The following is a 15827-nucleotide window of genomic DNA, read 5'->3' as shown; positions in this document are numbered from 1 at the left end:
ATATTTGCACAAAATATAATGTCTTGAGTAAAACCATTCTCTCGCAAACGTATGCAGAGGCTTTGCAAATGCAAAATCTGCAAACTACTATTGCTCAAACTGGAGCAAAATTACACATCAAAGGTTTAGTTGGGTCCTCGTTGTCATTAGTCATTTACGAAGCCTTTAAAGCTTCTGAGCTTCCATTTTTACTTGTTTTTAATGATAAAGAAGAAGCCGCTTTTTATCTTAATGATTTAGAAATACTGCTTAATGATAAGGATGTGCTTTTTTATCCTGGAAGTTATCGTAGACCTTATCAAATTGAGGAAACTGATAATGCTAATGTATTATTAAGAGCCGAAGTTTTAAACCGAATAAATTCTAGAAAAAAACCAGCTATCATAGTCACCTATCCTGATGCGCTTTTTGAAAAAGTAGTCACGCGTCGTGAACTTGAAAAGAATACCTTAAAGATTTCAGTTGGTGATGAATTATCTTTAGATTTTGTAAATGAAGTCCTGTTTGAATATAAATTTAAACGCGTCGATTTTGTAACCGAACCAGGTGAGTTTTCGGTTCGAGGTGGTATTGTTGATGTCTTTTCATTTTCGCACGATGAACCTTATCGAATTGAATTTTTTGGGGATGAAGTCGATAGCATAAGAACCTTTGATGTTGAAACACAACTCTCAACAGAGCAAATTAAAAAGATAGGCATCATACCCAATGTTGCTAATAAATTTTTAGAGGAAAGCCGACAGAGTTTCCTAAAATATATTGCTCAAAAAACAGTGGTGTTTTCTAAAAATACTGATTTGCTGTTTTCAAGAATTGATGATTTCTTCGGTAAAGCAGAAGAAACATTTAAAACTATTTCTTCGGAATTAAAGCATTCGGCTCCTGAAGAATTGTTCTGTAATTCTAAATTACTAAAGCGTCAGCTTATTGATTTCAGCCTAGTAGAATTTGGAACGGCAGCTCACTTCTGTGTCACATCGAGCGTAGTCGAGAGGTCAAAGAACAAAAACGGTGAAAATGCCCTCGACTACGCTCGGGATGACAGCAAGGTTATTAATTTTAACACCACACCTCAACCATCGTTTAATAAGCAATTCAACCTTTTAATTGAAGACCTCAACACAAATCATGAAAAAGGGTACACAAATTATATTGCTTGTGTAAGTGAACAACAGGCTAAACGATTTCATGATATTTTTGAGGATGTAGAAGAAGATGTGCATTACAAAACAGTCGTGCTATCTCTTTATCAAGGATTTATAGATCATGACCAAAAGATTACCTGTTATACTGACCATCAGATCTTTGAACGGTATCATAAATTCCATCTTAAAAATGGATATGCTAAAAAGCAAGCCATTACACTAAAGGAATTAACCAATTTAGATATTGGAGATTATGTAACTCATATTGATCATGGGATTGGAAAATTTGGTGGACTTCAAAAAATTGATGTTGAAGGCAAAAAACAGGAAGCTATTAAATTAGTGTATGGTGAACGTGATGTTTTGTATTTAAGCATTCATTCGCTTCATAAAATCACCAAGTTTAATGGTAAAGACGGTAAACCTCCTAAAATTTATAAACTAGGAAGTAAAGCCTGGAAAACACTAAAGCAAAAGACAAAATCTCGTGTTAAGGAAATTGCATTCAACCTGATTAAAGTCTATGCAAAGCGTAAACTCGAAAAAGGCTACCAATACAAACCTGATAGTTATCTTCAGCATGAATTAGAAGCCTCTTTCATTTATGAGGATACACCAGATCAAATTACATCTACTGCAGATATTAAAGCTGATATGGAAAGCGAACGACCAATGGATCGTCTCGTTTGTGGTGATGTAGGTTTCGGTAAAACTGAAGTCGCTATTCGAGCTGCTTTTAAAGCAGTAGATAACGGAAAACAAGTTGCTATATTGGTTCCAACGACCATTCTTGCCTATCAACATCACAGAACCATAAGCGAACGTCTTAAAGATTTTCCAGTGACTGTTGATTACCTAAACCGTTTTAGAACTGCTAAAGAAAAACGAGAAACCCTTGAGAAGTTAGAAAAAGGTCATGTAGATATTATCATTGGAACTCATCAACTGGTCAATAAAAATGTAGTCTTTAAAGATTTAGGTTTGCTCATTGTAGACGAAGAACAAAAGTTTGGTGTTGCCGTAAAAGAGAAACTAAAAACACTCAAAGATAATGTTGATGTGTTGACTCTAACTGCAACTCCTATTCCTCGAACTTTACAATTTAGTTTGATGGCAGCTCGTGATTTATCTGTCATCACAACTGCTCCTCCAAATCGATATCCTATAGAAAGTCACGTGATTCGTTTTAATGAAGAAACTATTAGAGATGCAGTGACTTATGAAATCCAACGTGGTGGACAAATTTTCTTTATCCATAACCGTATTGAAAATATTAAAGAAGTGGCTGGAATGATTCAGCGCTTAGTTCCTGATGCAAAAATTGGTATTGGCCATGGACGAATGGAAGGTAAAAAACTAGAACATCTCATGCTCGCATTCATGAATGGTGAGTTTGATGTTTTGGTAAGTACAACCATTGTTGAAAGTGGATTAGATGTACCAAATGCAAATACCATTTTTATTAATAATGCGAATAATTTTGGGTTGAGTGATTTACACCAAATGCGAGGTCGAGTTGGTCGAAGTAATAAAAAAGCCTTTTGTTATTTCATCACTCCAGAATATTCAGCAATGACAAATGATGCTCGCAAACGTATCACAGCCCTAGAACAATTTACTGAACTTGGAAGCGGTTTTAATATTGCAATGAAAGATTTAGAAATTCGTGGAGCTGGTGATTTATTAGGAGGCGAACAAAGTGGATTTATAAATGATATTGGTTTTGATACCTATCAAAAAATCTTGAACGAGGCCATTGATGAACTTAAAGAAAATGAGTTTAAAGATTTATATCAAGACGATGGAAAAGAAAAAGAATATGTCAAAGACATTACGATTGATACTGATTTCGAATTGCTTTTCCCTGATGATTACGTCAATAATATCACAGAACGTTTGAATCTATATACCAAACTCAATACGCTTAAGACAGAAGAAGAACTTACAACATTCGAAACCGAAATTATTGACCGCTTTGGAGAGTTACCTGTTCAGGTAGTTGATTTATTAAATAGTGTTCGTGTAAAATGGGTTGCTACTAAAATCGGATTAGAAAAAATCATCATGAAAAAGGGTCGCTTCGTTGGTTACTTCATCAACGATCAACAAAGTCCGTTTTACCAAAGTGATAGATTTACTAGAGTTTTGAAATATGTTCAAACCCGTCCGAAAGACTGTAAGATGAAAGAAAAACAAACTAGAAATGGCTTACGTTTACTTTTAACATTTGAACACATAAAATCGGTTAAACAAGCACTAAGCAGGCTTCAAGACATATAAAAACAATAAAATTCAGATATTTGGCTTAATATTTGAAATCAGATTAACGGTGAAATAAGGCGTGTTTCACTTTAATTAATTCATACCTATGAGATACGTATTTATTTTCCTTTTTTTAATTCCATTTAGCATGTTTTCACAACATAGTATCAATGGTACGTTTTCACCTGCAGCAGATTACACCTATGCTTTTTTATATCATGCAACTCCAACAGGATCAGATTATGTAGATAGAGCACAAATTGATGAAGCCGGTAATTTTACAATCCCATTAGATCCTTCTGTAACTGCTGGAATTTATAAAATAGTTTATGCACTTCCGCCTGAAGACAACAATTTTGATCTTATATATAATGGTAAGGAAAGTGTTGCACTAACCTACAGTAATGACAAAGGTTTAGAATTTACCCAGAGTATTGAGAATAAATTGTGGTCATCTTACACGAATAGTATGGAAATGGTAAATAGAACCATTAGCAATTATTACACTCAAGAAAGCGTAAATGAAAAAGCATTTCATGATATTTTTAAAACTTTAAAAGACACGCAGATTGCGTTTGAAGAGGCTTCAAAAGGAACCATGGCTTCTAAATTCATCAAAGCAAATACACCATATATCCCAAAATCTTATGAACATGTTTCTACCTATTCTAAAAACTTAAAGCGTACCTTTTTATCACATGTAGATTTTAATGATGACTTACTTCAAAGTTCAGATTTTTTGGTTGATCGTGTATTAGCTTATATCTTTGGAATGACTGAAAACACTACTAATGACGTTTATAAAGCAGATATAGATCATGTTATGAATAGCATTGGTGAAGACAAAACGGAAATTAAAACCATACTTCTAGAAATGGTTTGGAGTCGTTTTAAAGACATGGACAATACGGAGGTTGCAAATTATATTTCAGATTCCTATTTAATGGCATTGAGTACTACAGGAAATTACCTGAACTTAACCGAAGCACAAATCGTATATCAAAACAACCAGATAGGTAAAACAGCTCAAGATTTTGATTTAGGGCTAACCGAAAATGGCACTAAGAAAACACTTCATAATTTAAATATTGCTGAGCAATACTTAATTATATTTTGGAGCAGCACTTGTGGACACTGCCTTGATGAATTACCAAAAGTAAAAGCAATTTTAGATTCTAAACCAAATATAAAAGTAATTGCTATTGGTCTAGAAGACGAGGCCGAAGGTTGGCAAAAAACCATTTCTAAATATTCAGATTTCATACATGTACTCGGTTTAGGGAAATGGGACAATCCAATTTCTAATGCTTACGGAGTAGGTGCAACACCAACTTATGTGTTGTTAGATAAAGACAAAACTATTATAGCCAAACCATATGATTTTGAAGCTTTAAAGAAAGTTTTAGATTAAAAAACCAAAAAAGCGCAACATTAAGTTGCGCTTTATTCAATTAATTTATTATAACCTGTGTTTCGTCATCTTGAACTTGTCTATACTAAACCTGTTTCAGTAACTAGGATCTCATTCAAGTAGTTTAAGCATCCAGTGCGGAATGACAAAAAATTATCCCAAATGTGGAATACGTAATACTTGACCTGGATAAATTTTATCTGGATCTGTCAACATTGGCTTATTAGCTTCAAAAATTAAAGGATACTTCATAGCGTTACCATAATATTGCTTTGCTATTTTTCCTAATGTATCTCCACTTGAAACCGTATGAAACTGTGCTTCTGGCTCAGTATGTTCAACTGTCATTTGATCATCAACAGTTGCAATTCCAGCTGTGTTTCCAACAACTAAAATCACTTTTTCTCTAGTGGCTTGATCATAGGCCATTCCAGAAATTCTAGCCATATCATCATCTACAAATACATTTAGTCCTTCAACTTGTAATTGTAAATCGTTAATTGTTTCTTCAAGATTTCTTGCAGCCGCTTCTTCAGCTTTTAATTCTGCTGCATTAGCTTTTGCTCTTGCTTCTGCCGCTTCTTCTTCAGTTGTTTTCCCTATTCCAAAAACTTTTGCTCCTGCGTTTTTAATAAATGAAAATAGTCCCATAATGTAATTTTGTTTTAATATTAATAGTTAATTCTTAAAGTTAAAGATATCTGATGAATATCTATGCTTTAGACACATAAAACTTTAATAAGTCACTACAAAAGAAAACGCCCAACTCAAATTAATGAGGTGGACGTTTCTGGGCTAAATAACCAACCAAAATTTAGCTCCTTTTATTTACCCTAGGGTTTTCTTTTTTAGCAGTTTTCTGCTTACGTTTTTTAAGTTCTTTTTTACCTTCAATTTTTCTTCCTTCAGCATCTGTCTCACGCAAGAACTGAATGTATCCTCTTCCTGTAAACTCATATACTGTATTAGAAGTTGGATGGTACAATTCTATTCTTTGATCATTAATAACGCTCAATTCGAAGAATTCATTGTCGAAAAAGTCATAATCTAATGTTAATGTTTTCAAGTACATATTATTGCTAATATTTCCAACGCCATAAACTCCAGTATAAGCCCAATAAATGTTATTTGGATTCCCAATGTTTGAATCTTGAGAGCTTCTAAACTCAGAGTCATTACCACCAGCTAAAAACTGTAAATAGTTTTCATTATCAAATTCGTTTAGCATTCCCATTTGACTGGTATATGTTTTTTCCCATGCTTCATATTCCTGAAGGAAATAATGAATGTTATCATAAAACACATAGTCATAATCAAAATTGCTTCTTTGGTATCCATTCAAGAAATAAGAGGTATCGTTATATGGGTTATATAACTCAATAGTATTATTATCAATTTGATAGACATCAAAGGTCTGGTAACCATCAATATCATGGTAGATATCTAAAATCATATTGTATGCATCGTATGTTCCAACATCAATCCCAAATCCACCACCTTGATTTCCAAAACCAACCAAATTATTATTAGCATACACCAATCCGTTTCTAAATGACATCGTAAATGCTATTTGTAAGAACGGTGTTTCTCCTGGACCTAAAGTTTGATTGATATCAACATACCATAGCTCATAAGAACCCAATAATTGATTTAGAGAAATACCTGGTTGATTATCAAAATCATTAATAATCACTTCTTCAGTATAACAAGATGTTAAAAGTGTAGCACTTAGAACAAAGCCTAAAAGTATTTTTATTGTTTTCATATGTTCATGTTTTATAAAAACCAATGTCAAATGGAATTCACAAAACTTTTAAAAATCTTATTTCTAAAATTCAGATTCTAAAAGTTTATGTTCATTTCATGATCCTCAATTTTTGGGTTACTATGGTAACTAATCCAAAACGCGTGCCAAAATTAAAAGTCGCTATATTTTATGTATTTTTGAATAACTAAACCATTGATGATCCATTTATGAATCAACCTTTAAAATATGCCGTTTTTGGAGCAGGAAGTTGGGCAACAGCTATTGTTAAAATGCTTTGCGAAAATTTAGATGAAGTAGGTTGGTACATGCGAAGCGTGTATACTAAAGAGCATTTACTAAAAGAACAACACAACCCAAGTTATTTAAGTTCAGTAGAGTTTAAAATTGAACAACTCAAATTAAGTAATGATATTAATGAATTGGCTGACTGGGCTGATGTATTGATTTTTGTTATTCCTTCGGCATTTATGCATTCTGAGTTAGAAAAACTCACAGTTGATATTTCTCAAAAAACGATTGTCTCTGCTGTGAAAGGTATTATGCCTCAATCTGGATTATTAGTAGGCGAACATTTTCATGATATTTACAACATCCCGTTTGAGAACATTGCAGTTATTGCAGGACCTTGTCATGCTGAAGAAGTAGCACTCGAGCGTTTATCGTATTTAACGATTTCTTGTGCAGATGCTGTAAAAGCTCAAACTATTGCAGATGTTTTGTCAAGCGATTATATCAAAACTAAAATTAGTGATGATATTATTGGTACTGAATATGCTGTCATGCTGAAAAATATATATGCCATTGCCGCAGGAATTGCTCATGGTTTAGGTTATGGTGATAATTTTCAAAGTGTATTAATGAGTAATGCAATTCGGGAAATGAAACGTTTTATCAAAAAGATGCACAAAATGAAACGAAACATTAATAACTCGGCCTATTTAGGCGATTTATTAGTAACTGGTTATTCTACATTTTCGCGAAATCGTATGTTCGGTACCATGATTGGGAAAGGCTACACTGTTAAATCGGCTCAAATGGAAATGAGTATGGTTGCTGAAGGATATTATGCTACCAAAAGTGCACATGAGCTTAATCTCAAAAACGTTAAAAAGACAAGATTACCAATAATTGAAGCGGTTTACGAAATTCTATATGAGAATAAAAACCCTAAAAAAGTATTTAAGAAACTCACGGATAAATTAGATTAGCTACTCCTCTTCAAACACTTGGTCTAACTCTTCTATTTTATTTTGTGTCTCAACTATTTTTCTTTTTAAAAAAGAAGGCACTACGAAAATTGAAACCAGGAAAATAAGATTTACGGGAATATATACATATAGCATCCATTTTACCCATTGGTGATCCCAAAATATATAGAATAAAACAATTGCTATAATAGTTCGTATGGCATACATGATAAGCTTTTTTCGTTTGTATTCGCGAGAAAGCACAATACCATTTTGGGCTCTTGTTAATTCGTTATCAAATTGTTTTTTTAAATCTTCCATTTGGTAGCACCTACTTCACTAATACACCTTTCAATTGCATTAAAGGAATGGTCTGTAATGCTTTAATATTAATCGTATTCTTTCTGAATACATATGTTTTATCTAACATTTGATTGCCTTCAAAAAAAGTGACTTTAAACTCATTATTAAGCTCAAGCACATCATTTTGCATAAACTCTATTTTTGCATAACTTCTTGCTGGCAATAGCTTTATGGAATGACGCATGACAGGTGTTATCTTTTTTTCTGAATAACCATTAGACACAATTAAAACAGTATCTAGATCAACATCTTTATTGTTGATGATATACGCATTCCAATCTTGGGTTTTATATTCTGGATGTTGCTCTTGAACTACAGCTACAAAAACGTCTTTAACTTCTGGAATTTTGATGTCTTTTTTCATGATTTTGATAGTTGTCATTGCGAAACTGACTTTTTAGTCAGTTGTGGCAATCTTTATGTAATATGAGATTCCTCACATCGTTCAGAATGACAAAGTTCATCTAAAGTGCACTTTTAAATTGCTCAAGGAAACGCACATCATTTTCGCTAAGCAAACGAATATCACTAATTTGATGCAGCAGTAATGCAATACGATCGATTCCCATACCAAAAGCAAAACCTGAGTATTCTTTAGAATCAATACCGCAGTTTTCTAACACATTAGGATCAACCATTCCGCAACCCATAATCTCTAACCAACCTGTTCCTTTGGTCATTTTATAATCGGTTTCGGTCTCTAATCCCCAATATACGTCTACCTCAGCACTTGGTTCTGTAAATGGAAAATATGATGGACGTAAACGTATTTTAGACTTCCCAAACATTTCGGTGGTGAAGTATTGTAAGGTTTGTTTTAAATCGGCAAAACTCACATCTTTATCAATATACAAACCTTCTACTTGATGGAAAAAACAATGCGAACGTGCCGAAATAGCTTCATTACGAAACACGCGACCAGGAGAAATTGTACGAATAGGCGGTTTATTATTTTCCATGTAACGCACTTGAACTGAACTCGTATGGGTACGTAATAAGACATCAGGATTTGTCTGAATAAAGAACGTATCCTGCATATCTCTTGCTGGATGGTATTCTGGTAAGTTTAAAGCCGTAAAGTTGTGCCAGTCATCTTCAATTTCTGGACCTTCACTAACGTTAAATCCGATGCGTGAAAAGATATCAATAATTTGATTTTTAACGATAGAAATAGGATGACGTGCACCAATTTGGATTGGTTCTCCAGGACGTGATAAATCACCATAAACACCTGCAGTATCTTCTTTACTTTCTAACTCCTCTTTTAAAGCATTTACTTTTTCTTCAGCTGTTTTTTTAAGCTGATTTATGGTTTGACCAAATTCTTTCTTTTGTTCGTTAGCTACATTTTTAAACTCAGCAAAATAATCATTGAGTAGGCCTTTTTTACCTAAATATTTGATACGAAATGCCTCAACCTCTTCTTTAGATTGTGCTTTAAATGCTTCGGCTTCTGCTATGAGTTCTTTTATCTTATCTATCATGCCTGTGCTGAATTTAGTTCAGTAACTTAAAAATGAATGGCAAATTTATGAATTTTATCGCGATTTGCGTTAGTGATGGAGGCATTTGTTGAAGCTCTTATATTTGACTTTTATGCAAATATAAAGCGACTGCCGAGAGCGCGACCCTTGTGGTAACGCCCAAAATTAATCTATAAACTTGGTTTCTATAAAATAGTTGACAATGGCATCTTTCATTAAAACACTCTGCTCACCAGCTTTTAACGTTGGTAATTGCTCCTTAACCATATAATGAGGCCAACCGTCTTCGTCTACATAATCGAACTCATAATAACCGTATGGTGACAATAATTTACAGATGGCAATATGCATTAAATCGATTTTATGATCTTTTTTGAATTTACGTTCAAACTGCCCTAATTCTTGCACTCCTATTAAATATATAATGGCATCTAAATCTAAGGTATCTCCATCTGCAAATTGATCTGATAACTTTTTTACTACCAAATCCCATCGTTCTTTTAATTGTTCATCTCTCGCCATAGTGTTCCCTTTTCAGGAATGTATTTAATTACAATTTGCAAAGTTAATAAACTATACCCTCTTGAAAAGCGTTATTATTTTAAAATAAGAAAAATTATGTACGTTTGTTAAAACTGATTCACTATGGCTTTAATTGATATTATTTTAGGTTCCCTTTTACTTTTCGGTCTTATACGAGGTTTTATGAAAGGTCTTTTTGTAGAAGTTGCTTCTTTAGTTGCACTAATAGCTGGTGTGTATGGAGCAATTCATTTTAGTAATTTTGCAGCAGGATTTTTAGACAGCAAATTAGATTGGGATGAAAAATACATCAATATTGTTGCTTTTGCTGTCACTTTTGTCATTATTGTTTTGGTCATTGCGCTTGCAGGAAAAGCATTAACTAAACTTGCCAATTTTGCTGCCTTAGGAATTTTGAACAAACTACTTGGTGGTGTGTTTGGAGCTCTAAAAATTGGTTTGATTTTAAGTGTCTTACTTATTGTTTTTGATACTATGAATAATACCATTCCGTTTGCAGATGAAAAAGATCTGGAAGACTCTATTCTTTATGAACCTGTGAGAAATTTAGCACCACTAATTTTCCCAAGTATTATAAACAAAGGAAAAGACGAAACCAGTGAAGATTCTGATGGTGATTCGTAAAAACAAAAAACTGCCTATATAAATAGACAGTTTTTGCGTATTGTAAAAAATACGTCTAAATCATTTCTACTTTCCCTGTGTGAAGACTATATACACCTCCAACAATTTGGATCTCTCCATTAGCTTCCATATCTGCTAATATTGGACTTTTTTCACGAATTCTATCCATAGTAAGTGCAACATTATATTTTACTGTTCTGGCAACAAAAGCTTTGTTTTCTGATGTTGTTAATCCATCTTCTTCTTCGGTAGCTTTTCTAACTGCAGGCACAATATTATCTAGCATAGCAGTAATATTTCCAAGCTCTACACCATCGCAAGCCGCTTTAACAGCTCCACAACTTTCGTGACCTAGAACTAAGACCAATTTACTACCTGCTACTTTACATGAATATTCTAGGCTTCCTAAGATATCTACATTTTCGAAATTTCCAGCGACTCTGGCAACAAATATATCACCAATAGCCTGATCTAAAACAGTTTCAACTGGCACACGAGAATCAATACATGATAGTACAACGGCTTTAGGAAATTGTCCACCAATAGTTTGATTTACTAATGCTGAATTATCTGTAGTTTGAGATTGACCGTTAACAAAACGATTATTTCCATCTAATAAATCTTGTAATACTTGATTTGGTGATAATGCGCTTTGTACGTCTTTTGTAATTGCTATATTTTTCATTTGATAAAATTTTTAATACTTGTTTTTTACGTTTAATTTAATCCAAGACAAACAATTTTTAAACGATTTAAAAATGTGTTCTTCAGGCACAAAATCGGGAATTATGTCGATTCGTTCCATCATATATCTTGGTTGTTTTAATAGGTCTACAAATAGAACATCTACATTTCTAGCTTTTAATTCTAGAAGCATGTCTTCCATAGCATATAATCCAGATTGATCCATATATTGCATACGTCCCAATCTTAAAATCACAATAGAAGCTGTACTTGGTATTTGTAGGGTAAGTTGTTGAAAATCTGAAGTTGATCCAAAAAATAATGGCCCTTTTAAGTGTTTAATAAAAACTTCTTCTTTTAACTTATTAGGAAAATCAGCTTCATCATCCCAAGCTTCTTCTTTTAGAGGTTTTACATCCGAACGTTCTGCAGTAAGGTCTCCAATTTTTTTCATAAACATCAATGATGCGATTACTAATCCAATTCCTACTGCATATACTAAATTCCAAAAGGTTGATAACAATAGTACTATTAACATGATTAACACCTCTGAGCTTAATTTAAGTGGTCCTAATTTTATGTCTTTTGGTAAAGCAGGAATAGCCTTTAAACCTTTATAATCCATAACACCAATACCAACAGTAATTAATATCCCAGCCAAAACAGCCGCTGGAATTTTTGATGCAATAGGACCAAGACCAAGCAAAATTATAAGTAACATTACTCCTGCAATCATTCCCGATAATTTTGTCTTTCCGCCTGAGCTAATATTAACAACGGTTCTAATGGTTGCACCTGCACCTGGAATTCCGCCAAAAATAGCCGCAATACTATTACCAATACCTTGACCAACCAATTCTTTATTAGGTTTATGCTTCGTTTTTGTCATATTATCTGCAACAACACTTGTTAATAATGAATCAATTGCTCCTAACAATGCAAGAGTTAAAGCTGTAAAAATATATGGCGTAATACTGTTTAAGCTAAACGCCGTGAATATTTCTAAATTAGGAATTGGAAGTCCACTAGGTATTTCTTCAATAGGTCTGTAATCTAAACCAAAACCAACTGCGATACCAGACATTACGATTAATGAAACTAGAGTACTCGGTACTGCCTTTGTTATGCGTTTAAATCCGTAAATAATAAAAATTGTACCTAGCGCTAAAAGGAGTTCTAACCAATTAATATTCATTATTGCTTTTGGTATTGCTCTAATGGCTCCTAAAGCTCCAGAAGTTTCTTTTGCTGCCAATGTTTGTGATTCTTTTAAAATATCGGCTTGAGAGATTTCACTGGCTCTAGAAATAGTTTCCTTGAAATTTTCAAGTACTAAAATCCCTTCACCTGCTTCTTCTTTCAAAATATTTTCTAAAATAACCTCTTCAGCTGCTGGCTTAAACTGATCAACAAACGCCATATCTTCCTTTGGATAATATCCTAAAGAAGGTAAAATTTGAGTCAACAAAATAATAACACCAATGGCTGTCATAAATCCTGAAACTACAGGATAGGGAATATACCTAATGTACTTTCCTAAGCCTAAAGCTCCTAGGCCAATTTGCATTAATCCGGCTAATAAAAAAACAGTTAAAATTACGGGAAGTGCCTTATTAATATCTCCATCATTTGTAGCAATAATTCCAGCTATAACAACCATACTTACGGCAGTCATAGGTGCAGTTGGACCAGAGATTTGAGTGCTAGTACCACCAAAAAGTGCTGCAAAAAAACTGATGAAAATTGCGCCATACAATCCAGCAGTTGGTCCTAAGCCAGAGGACACACCAAATGCTAAAGCAAGCGGTAAAGCAACAATTCCAGCAGTAATACCACCAAATGCATCGCCTTTAATATTTGAAAATAAGTTCTTCATATATAATTAATTAGGATATCCCTAAATTTAATGCTTTTTCATTATAAAAAAACTATTAAGCAACTTTCAATAACTTAAATTAGTTGCATGATATTAATAATGACACATTCACCTTACTAATCACATTCTTAAAATCGGATTTATTATTGGCTTTACTCTTATGTCCCCGATTTACACACAACAAATTCACATCACTTTTAGTTAAATAATTTGACAAACTTTTAATTGAATTTGCACCATTATCAAATACAACCTCAACTGTGTTTTTGTTGATAGAAGCTTTACTATCCTTTGAATCAACTTTAGACAGATCTGTTGTAAATGACCTTAATGGCTTTTGTGTATGATTGAATAAGCTATGAGCAAACTCCAGATTGAACGAATTATTATCACCATTTAACACTCCCAATGACAACTCTGTATTAGGCATTAAAGCATTTTCCTCTGAAGCGATAATTACTGCGCCTTCGTGGTTTTTAATAACGAAATCAGTAATATTATCACCGAGTAAATTGGTTGATTTTGATTTTCTTTTTCCTAAAACAATAATATCAGGTTTTAGCTCTTGTATGCAATCCATTATTTCAGTTTTCACATTACCAAATGCATGATTACATGTTATATTAATGTCATAATCTTTAGAAATTGGCTCAATTAGAGTTTTGATTGCATTATCTCTTTCAAGATAAGATTTATTGATTGTTCTAATAGCCGATAATTGGCTTTCAATTGCTACAATTTCGGTAGGCTTTTTTACATGGAATACATGTAAATCTGCGTTAATCATTTTAGCGAAACTAACACCACTTTTAATAGTGTTTCCCGAAGCACTTTTCATATCTGAAAGTACTAAGATTTTATATTTATTTTTTTTCATAATTTTTAAGCTGTTTTTGGTCTGAGTTTAAAGAATTCAATAAAACTATCAGGATTCTCAACAATTCCTCTTTCTGAAATCAGTTGAATATCAATGTCTCTCTCTTTTGCTTTAAATGCAAAGTCATCTAGAATTTCGACAATATCGTTATCTAAATACCTTGTTTTTGTGACATCCAAAACTAATTGAGTATCTCTTGGCAAGCTATCTAATTCTTTCAAAATAGCACCTTTATTAAAAAATGTTACTTCTTCAGCAAGTGTCATTTTTATTTTATGCTTCCCATTACTTTTATCTTCAATATGTAAAAAGTGAGAGTTTTGATAGCTTTTGATTAAAATCACAACGATTCCAACGGCTAATCCCATACCAATTCCTACCAGTAAATCTGTAAAAACGATTCCTAGAACTGTTACAAAAAATGGTATAGATTGTTTCCATCCTAAATCGTACATTTTCTTGAAGAGTGATGGTTTTGCTAATTTAAATCCAACTATAAATAATATTGAAGCCAATACAGATAATGGAATCATGTTTAGTAATCTAGGAATTAAAATCACTGAAATCAACAAGAAAAATCCATGAATGATTGCCGACATCTTACTTCGACCTCCAGATTGAATATTAGCTGAACTTCGCACAATTACCTGAGTAATAGGCAATCCACCAATCATACCTGAAATGATATTACCAGTTCCTTGAGCTAAAAGCTCTCTATTGGTTGGTGTTACATTTTTGTGAGGATCTAGTTTATCTGTTGCTTCAACACATAATAAAGTTTCTAAACTCGCTACAAGAGCAATTGTAAAGGCAACAATCCATATTTCAGGATTAGTTATTTCCGAAAAATTAGGAAAACTAAATTGTCCTAAGAAAGATGCGGCATCTTCTGGTATAGGCACACTTACAAGGTGTGATTGATCAATACCTAAAGTCTCATGCGATTTTGTAAGGACGAAAAAGATAATACCAACTACAACAGCAACTAAAGGCCCTTGAACAAGTTGAAATATTTTTCCTTTTTTTGATAGTACTTTATCCCATAATAACAAAATACCTAAACCAATTGTACCAATTAAGGCTGAACCTGGAGCAATATGATTAAAGGCATTAATAATTTCAGAAAATGTATTTTCCCCATCTACCTGAAAAAAAGCAAAATCGCCTTCTGGATCTGGATCATATCCAAAAAAGTGAGGGATTTGCTTTAGGATAATAATAATACCAATACCTGTTAACATGCCTTTAATTACAGATGATGGAAAATAGTAACCAATAATTCCTGCTTTAAGTAAGCCAAAAATTAATTGAATAATTCCACCTAAAACAACTGCAACTAAAAAGTTTTCATAACCTCCTAAAGTTCCAATAGCTGTTAATACAATTGCAGCTAATCCTGCAGCTGGACCACTTACTCCAATTTTAGAGCCACTCAATCCACCTACTACAATTCCTCCCACGATTCCTGCTATAAGTCCAGAAAAAAGTGGAGCTCCACTGGCTAATGCAATACCTAAACATAATGGTAATGCGACAAAAAACACTACGATACTAGCAGGTAAGTCGCTTTTAATAGTTTTAAACATATATAAATTCATTTATG

The 15827-nt window shown here is 33.1% G+C and carries 14 protein-coding genes; 4 read left to right on the top strand and 10 right to left on the bottom strand.

From position 1 onward, the window contains the following. The first annotated feature begins 23 nt into the window (after positions 1 to 23). Both mfd and VOI25_RS10985 read left to right on the top strand, forming a co-directional pair. A complete protein-coding gene (gene mfd / locus VOI25_RS10990) occupies positions 24 to 3425 on the top strand; it encodes a transcription-repair coupling factor (protein WP_323789126.1) in 3402 nt (1133 codons plus the stop codon). A gap of 88 nt (positions 3426 to 3513) precedes the next feature. Continuing rightward, complete coding sequence (locus VOI25_RS10985; protein WP_323789125.1) at positions 3514 to 4818, top strand: TlpA disulfide reductase family protein; 1305 nt, start codon at positions 3514 to 3516, stop codon at positions 4816 to 4818. A 153-nt stretch (positions 4819 to 4971) separates the two neighbouring features. On the opposite strand, the gene lysM is transcribed toward VOI25_RS10985, so the two are convergent. Both lysM and VOI25_RS10975 read right to left on the bottom strand, forming a co-directional pair. Continuing rightward, positions 4972 to 5469 (bottom strand): peptidoglycan-binding protein LysM, encoded by a 498-nt coding sequence (gene lysM, locus VOI25_RS10980; RefSeq protein WP_323789124.1) that lies wholly within the window; start codon positions 5467 to 5469, stop codon positions 4972 to 4974. 163 nt (positions 5470 to 5632) lie between these two features. Next, positions 5633 to 6583 carry a nicotinic acid mononucleotide adenyltransferase gene (locus VOI25_RS10975; protein ID WP_323789122.1) on the bottom strand — a complete coding sequence of 317 codons (951 nt, stop codon included), beginning with the start codon at positions 6581 to 6583 and terminating at the stop codon, positions 5633 to 5635. 209 nt (positions 6584 to 6792) lie between these two features. On the opposite strand from VOI25_RS10975, the gene VOI25_RS10970 reads away from it, so the two are divergent. Beyond that, entirely contained in the window at positions 6793 to 7794 is a 1002-nt protein-coding gene (locus VOI25_RS10970; protein ID WP_323789121.1) for an NAD(P)H-dependent glycerol-3-phosphate dehydrogenase, read from the top strand. Here the strand turns inward: VOI25_RS10970 and VOI25_RS10965 are convergent, their stop codons facing one another. The 4 genes from VOI25_RS10965 to VOI25_RS10950 all read right to left on the bottom strand — a co-directional run bounded on the left by VOI25_RS10965 (position 7795) and on the right by VOI25_RS10950 (position 10142). Next, positions 7795 to 8094, bottom strand: a complete 300-nt coding sequence (locus tag VOI25_RS10965) for a hypothetical protein (RefSeq protein ID WP_323789120.1) — start codon at positions 8092 to 8094, stop codon at positions 7795 to 7797. A gap of 10 nt (positions 8095 to 8104) precedes the next feature. Further along, entirely contained in the window at positions 8105 to 8500 is a 396-nt protein-coding gene (locus tag VOI25_RS10960; protein ID WP_323789119.1) for a hypothetical protein, read from the bottom strand. Positions 8501 to 8600: 100 nt separating this feature from the next. After that, on the bottom strand, positions 8601 to 9620 hold the full coding sequence (gene pheS, locus VOI25_RS10955; RefSeq protein WP_323789118.1) for a phenylalanine--tRNA ligase subunit alpha: 1020 nt from the start codon (positions 9618 to 9620) through the stop codon (positions 8601 to 8603). A gap of 165 nt (positions 9621 to 9785) precedes the next feature. After that, positions 9786 to 10142 carry a hypothetical protein gene (locus VOI25_RS10950; RefSeq protein ID WP_323789117.1) on the bottom strand — a complete coding sequence of 119 codons (357 nt, stop codon included), beginning with the start codon at positions 10140 to 10142 and terminating at the stop codon, positions 9786 to 9788. A 123-nt stretch (positions 10143 to 10265) separates the two neighbouring features. Here VOI25_RS10950 and VOI25_RS10945 point away from each other — a divergent pair, with 123 nt between their 5' ends. After that, positions 10266 to 10787, top strand: coding sequence for a CvpA family protein (locus VOI25_RS10945; RefSeq protein ID WP_323789116.1), 522 nt, complete (start codon positions 10266 to 10268; stop codon positions 10785 to 10787). 55 nt (positions 10788 to 10842) lie between these two features. Here VOI25_RS10945 and VOI25_RS10940 read toward each other — a convergent pair whose 3' ends face one another. The 4 genes from VOI25_RS10940 to VOI25_RS10925 form a co-directional block, all read right to left on the bottom strand. After that, a complete protein-coding gene (locus VOI25_RS10940; RefSeq protein ID WP_323789115.1) occupies positions 10843 to 11472 on the bottom strand; it encodes a carbonic anhydrase family protein in 630 nt (209 codons plus the stop codon). Positions 11473 to 11484: 12 nt separating this feature from the next. Beyond that, a complete protein-coding gene (locus VOI25_RS10935) occupies positions 11485 to 13347 on the bottom strand; it encodes a SulP family inorganic anion transporter (protein ID WP_323789114.1) in 1863 nt (620 codons plus the stop codon). Positions 13348 to 13426: 79 nt separating this feature from the next. Continuing rightward, entirely contained in the window at positions 13427 to 14224 is a 798-nt protein-coding gene (locus VOI25_RS10930) for a universal stress protein (protein ID WP_323789113.1), read from the bottom strand. A gap of 5 nt (positions 14225 to 14229) precedes the next feature. Next, positions 14230 to 15810: a SulP family inorganic anion transporter gene (locus VOI25_RS10925; protein ID WP_323789112.1), complete on the bottom strand. Its 1581-nt coding sequence runs from the start codon at positions 15808 to 15810 to the stop codon at positions 14230 to 14232. Positions 15811 to 15827 lie beyond the last annotated feature (17 nt).

The sequence above is a fragment of the Psychroserpens sp. genome (assembly GCF_034670085.1).
Lineage (GTDB): Bacteria > Bacteroidota > Bacteroidia > Flavobacteriales > Flavobacteriaceae > Psychroserpens.
The sequence above is the reverse complement of the archived record's forward strand: the minus strand, read 5'-3'. Positions and strand labels throughout refer to the sequence as shown.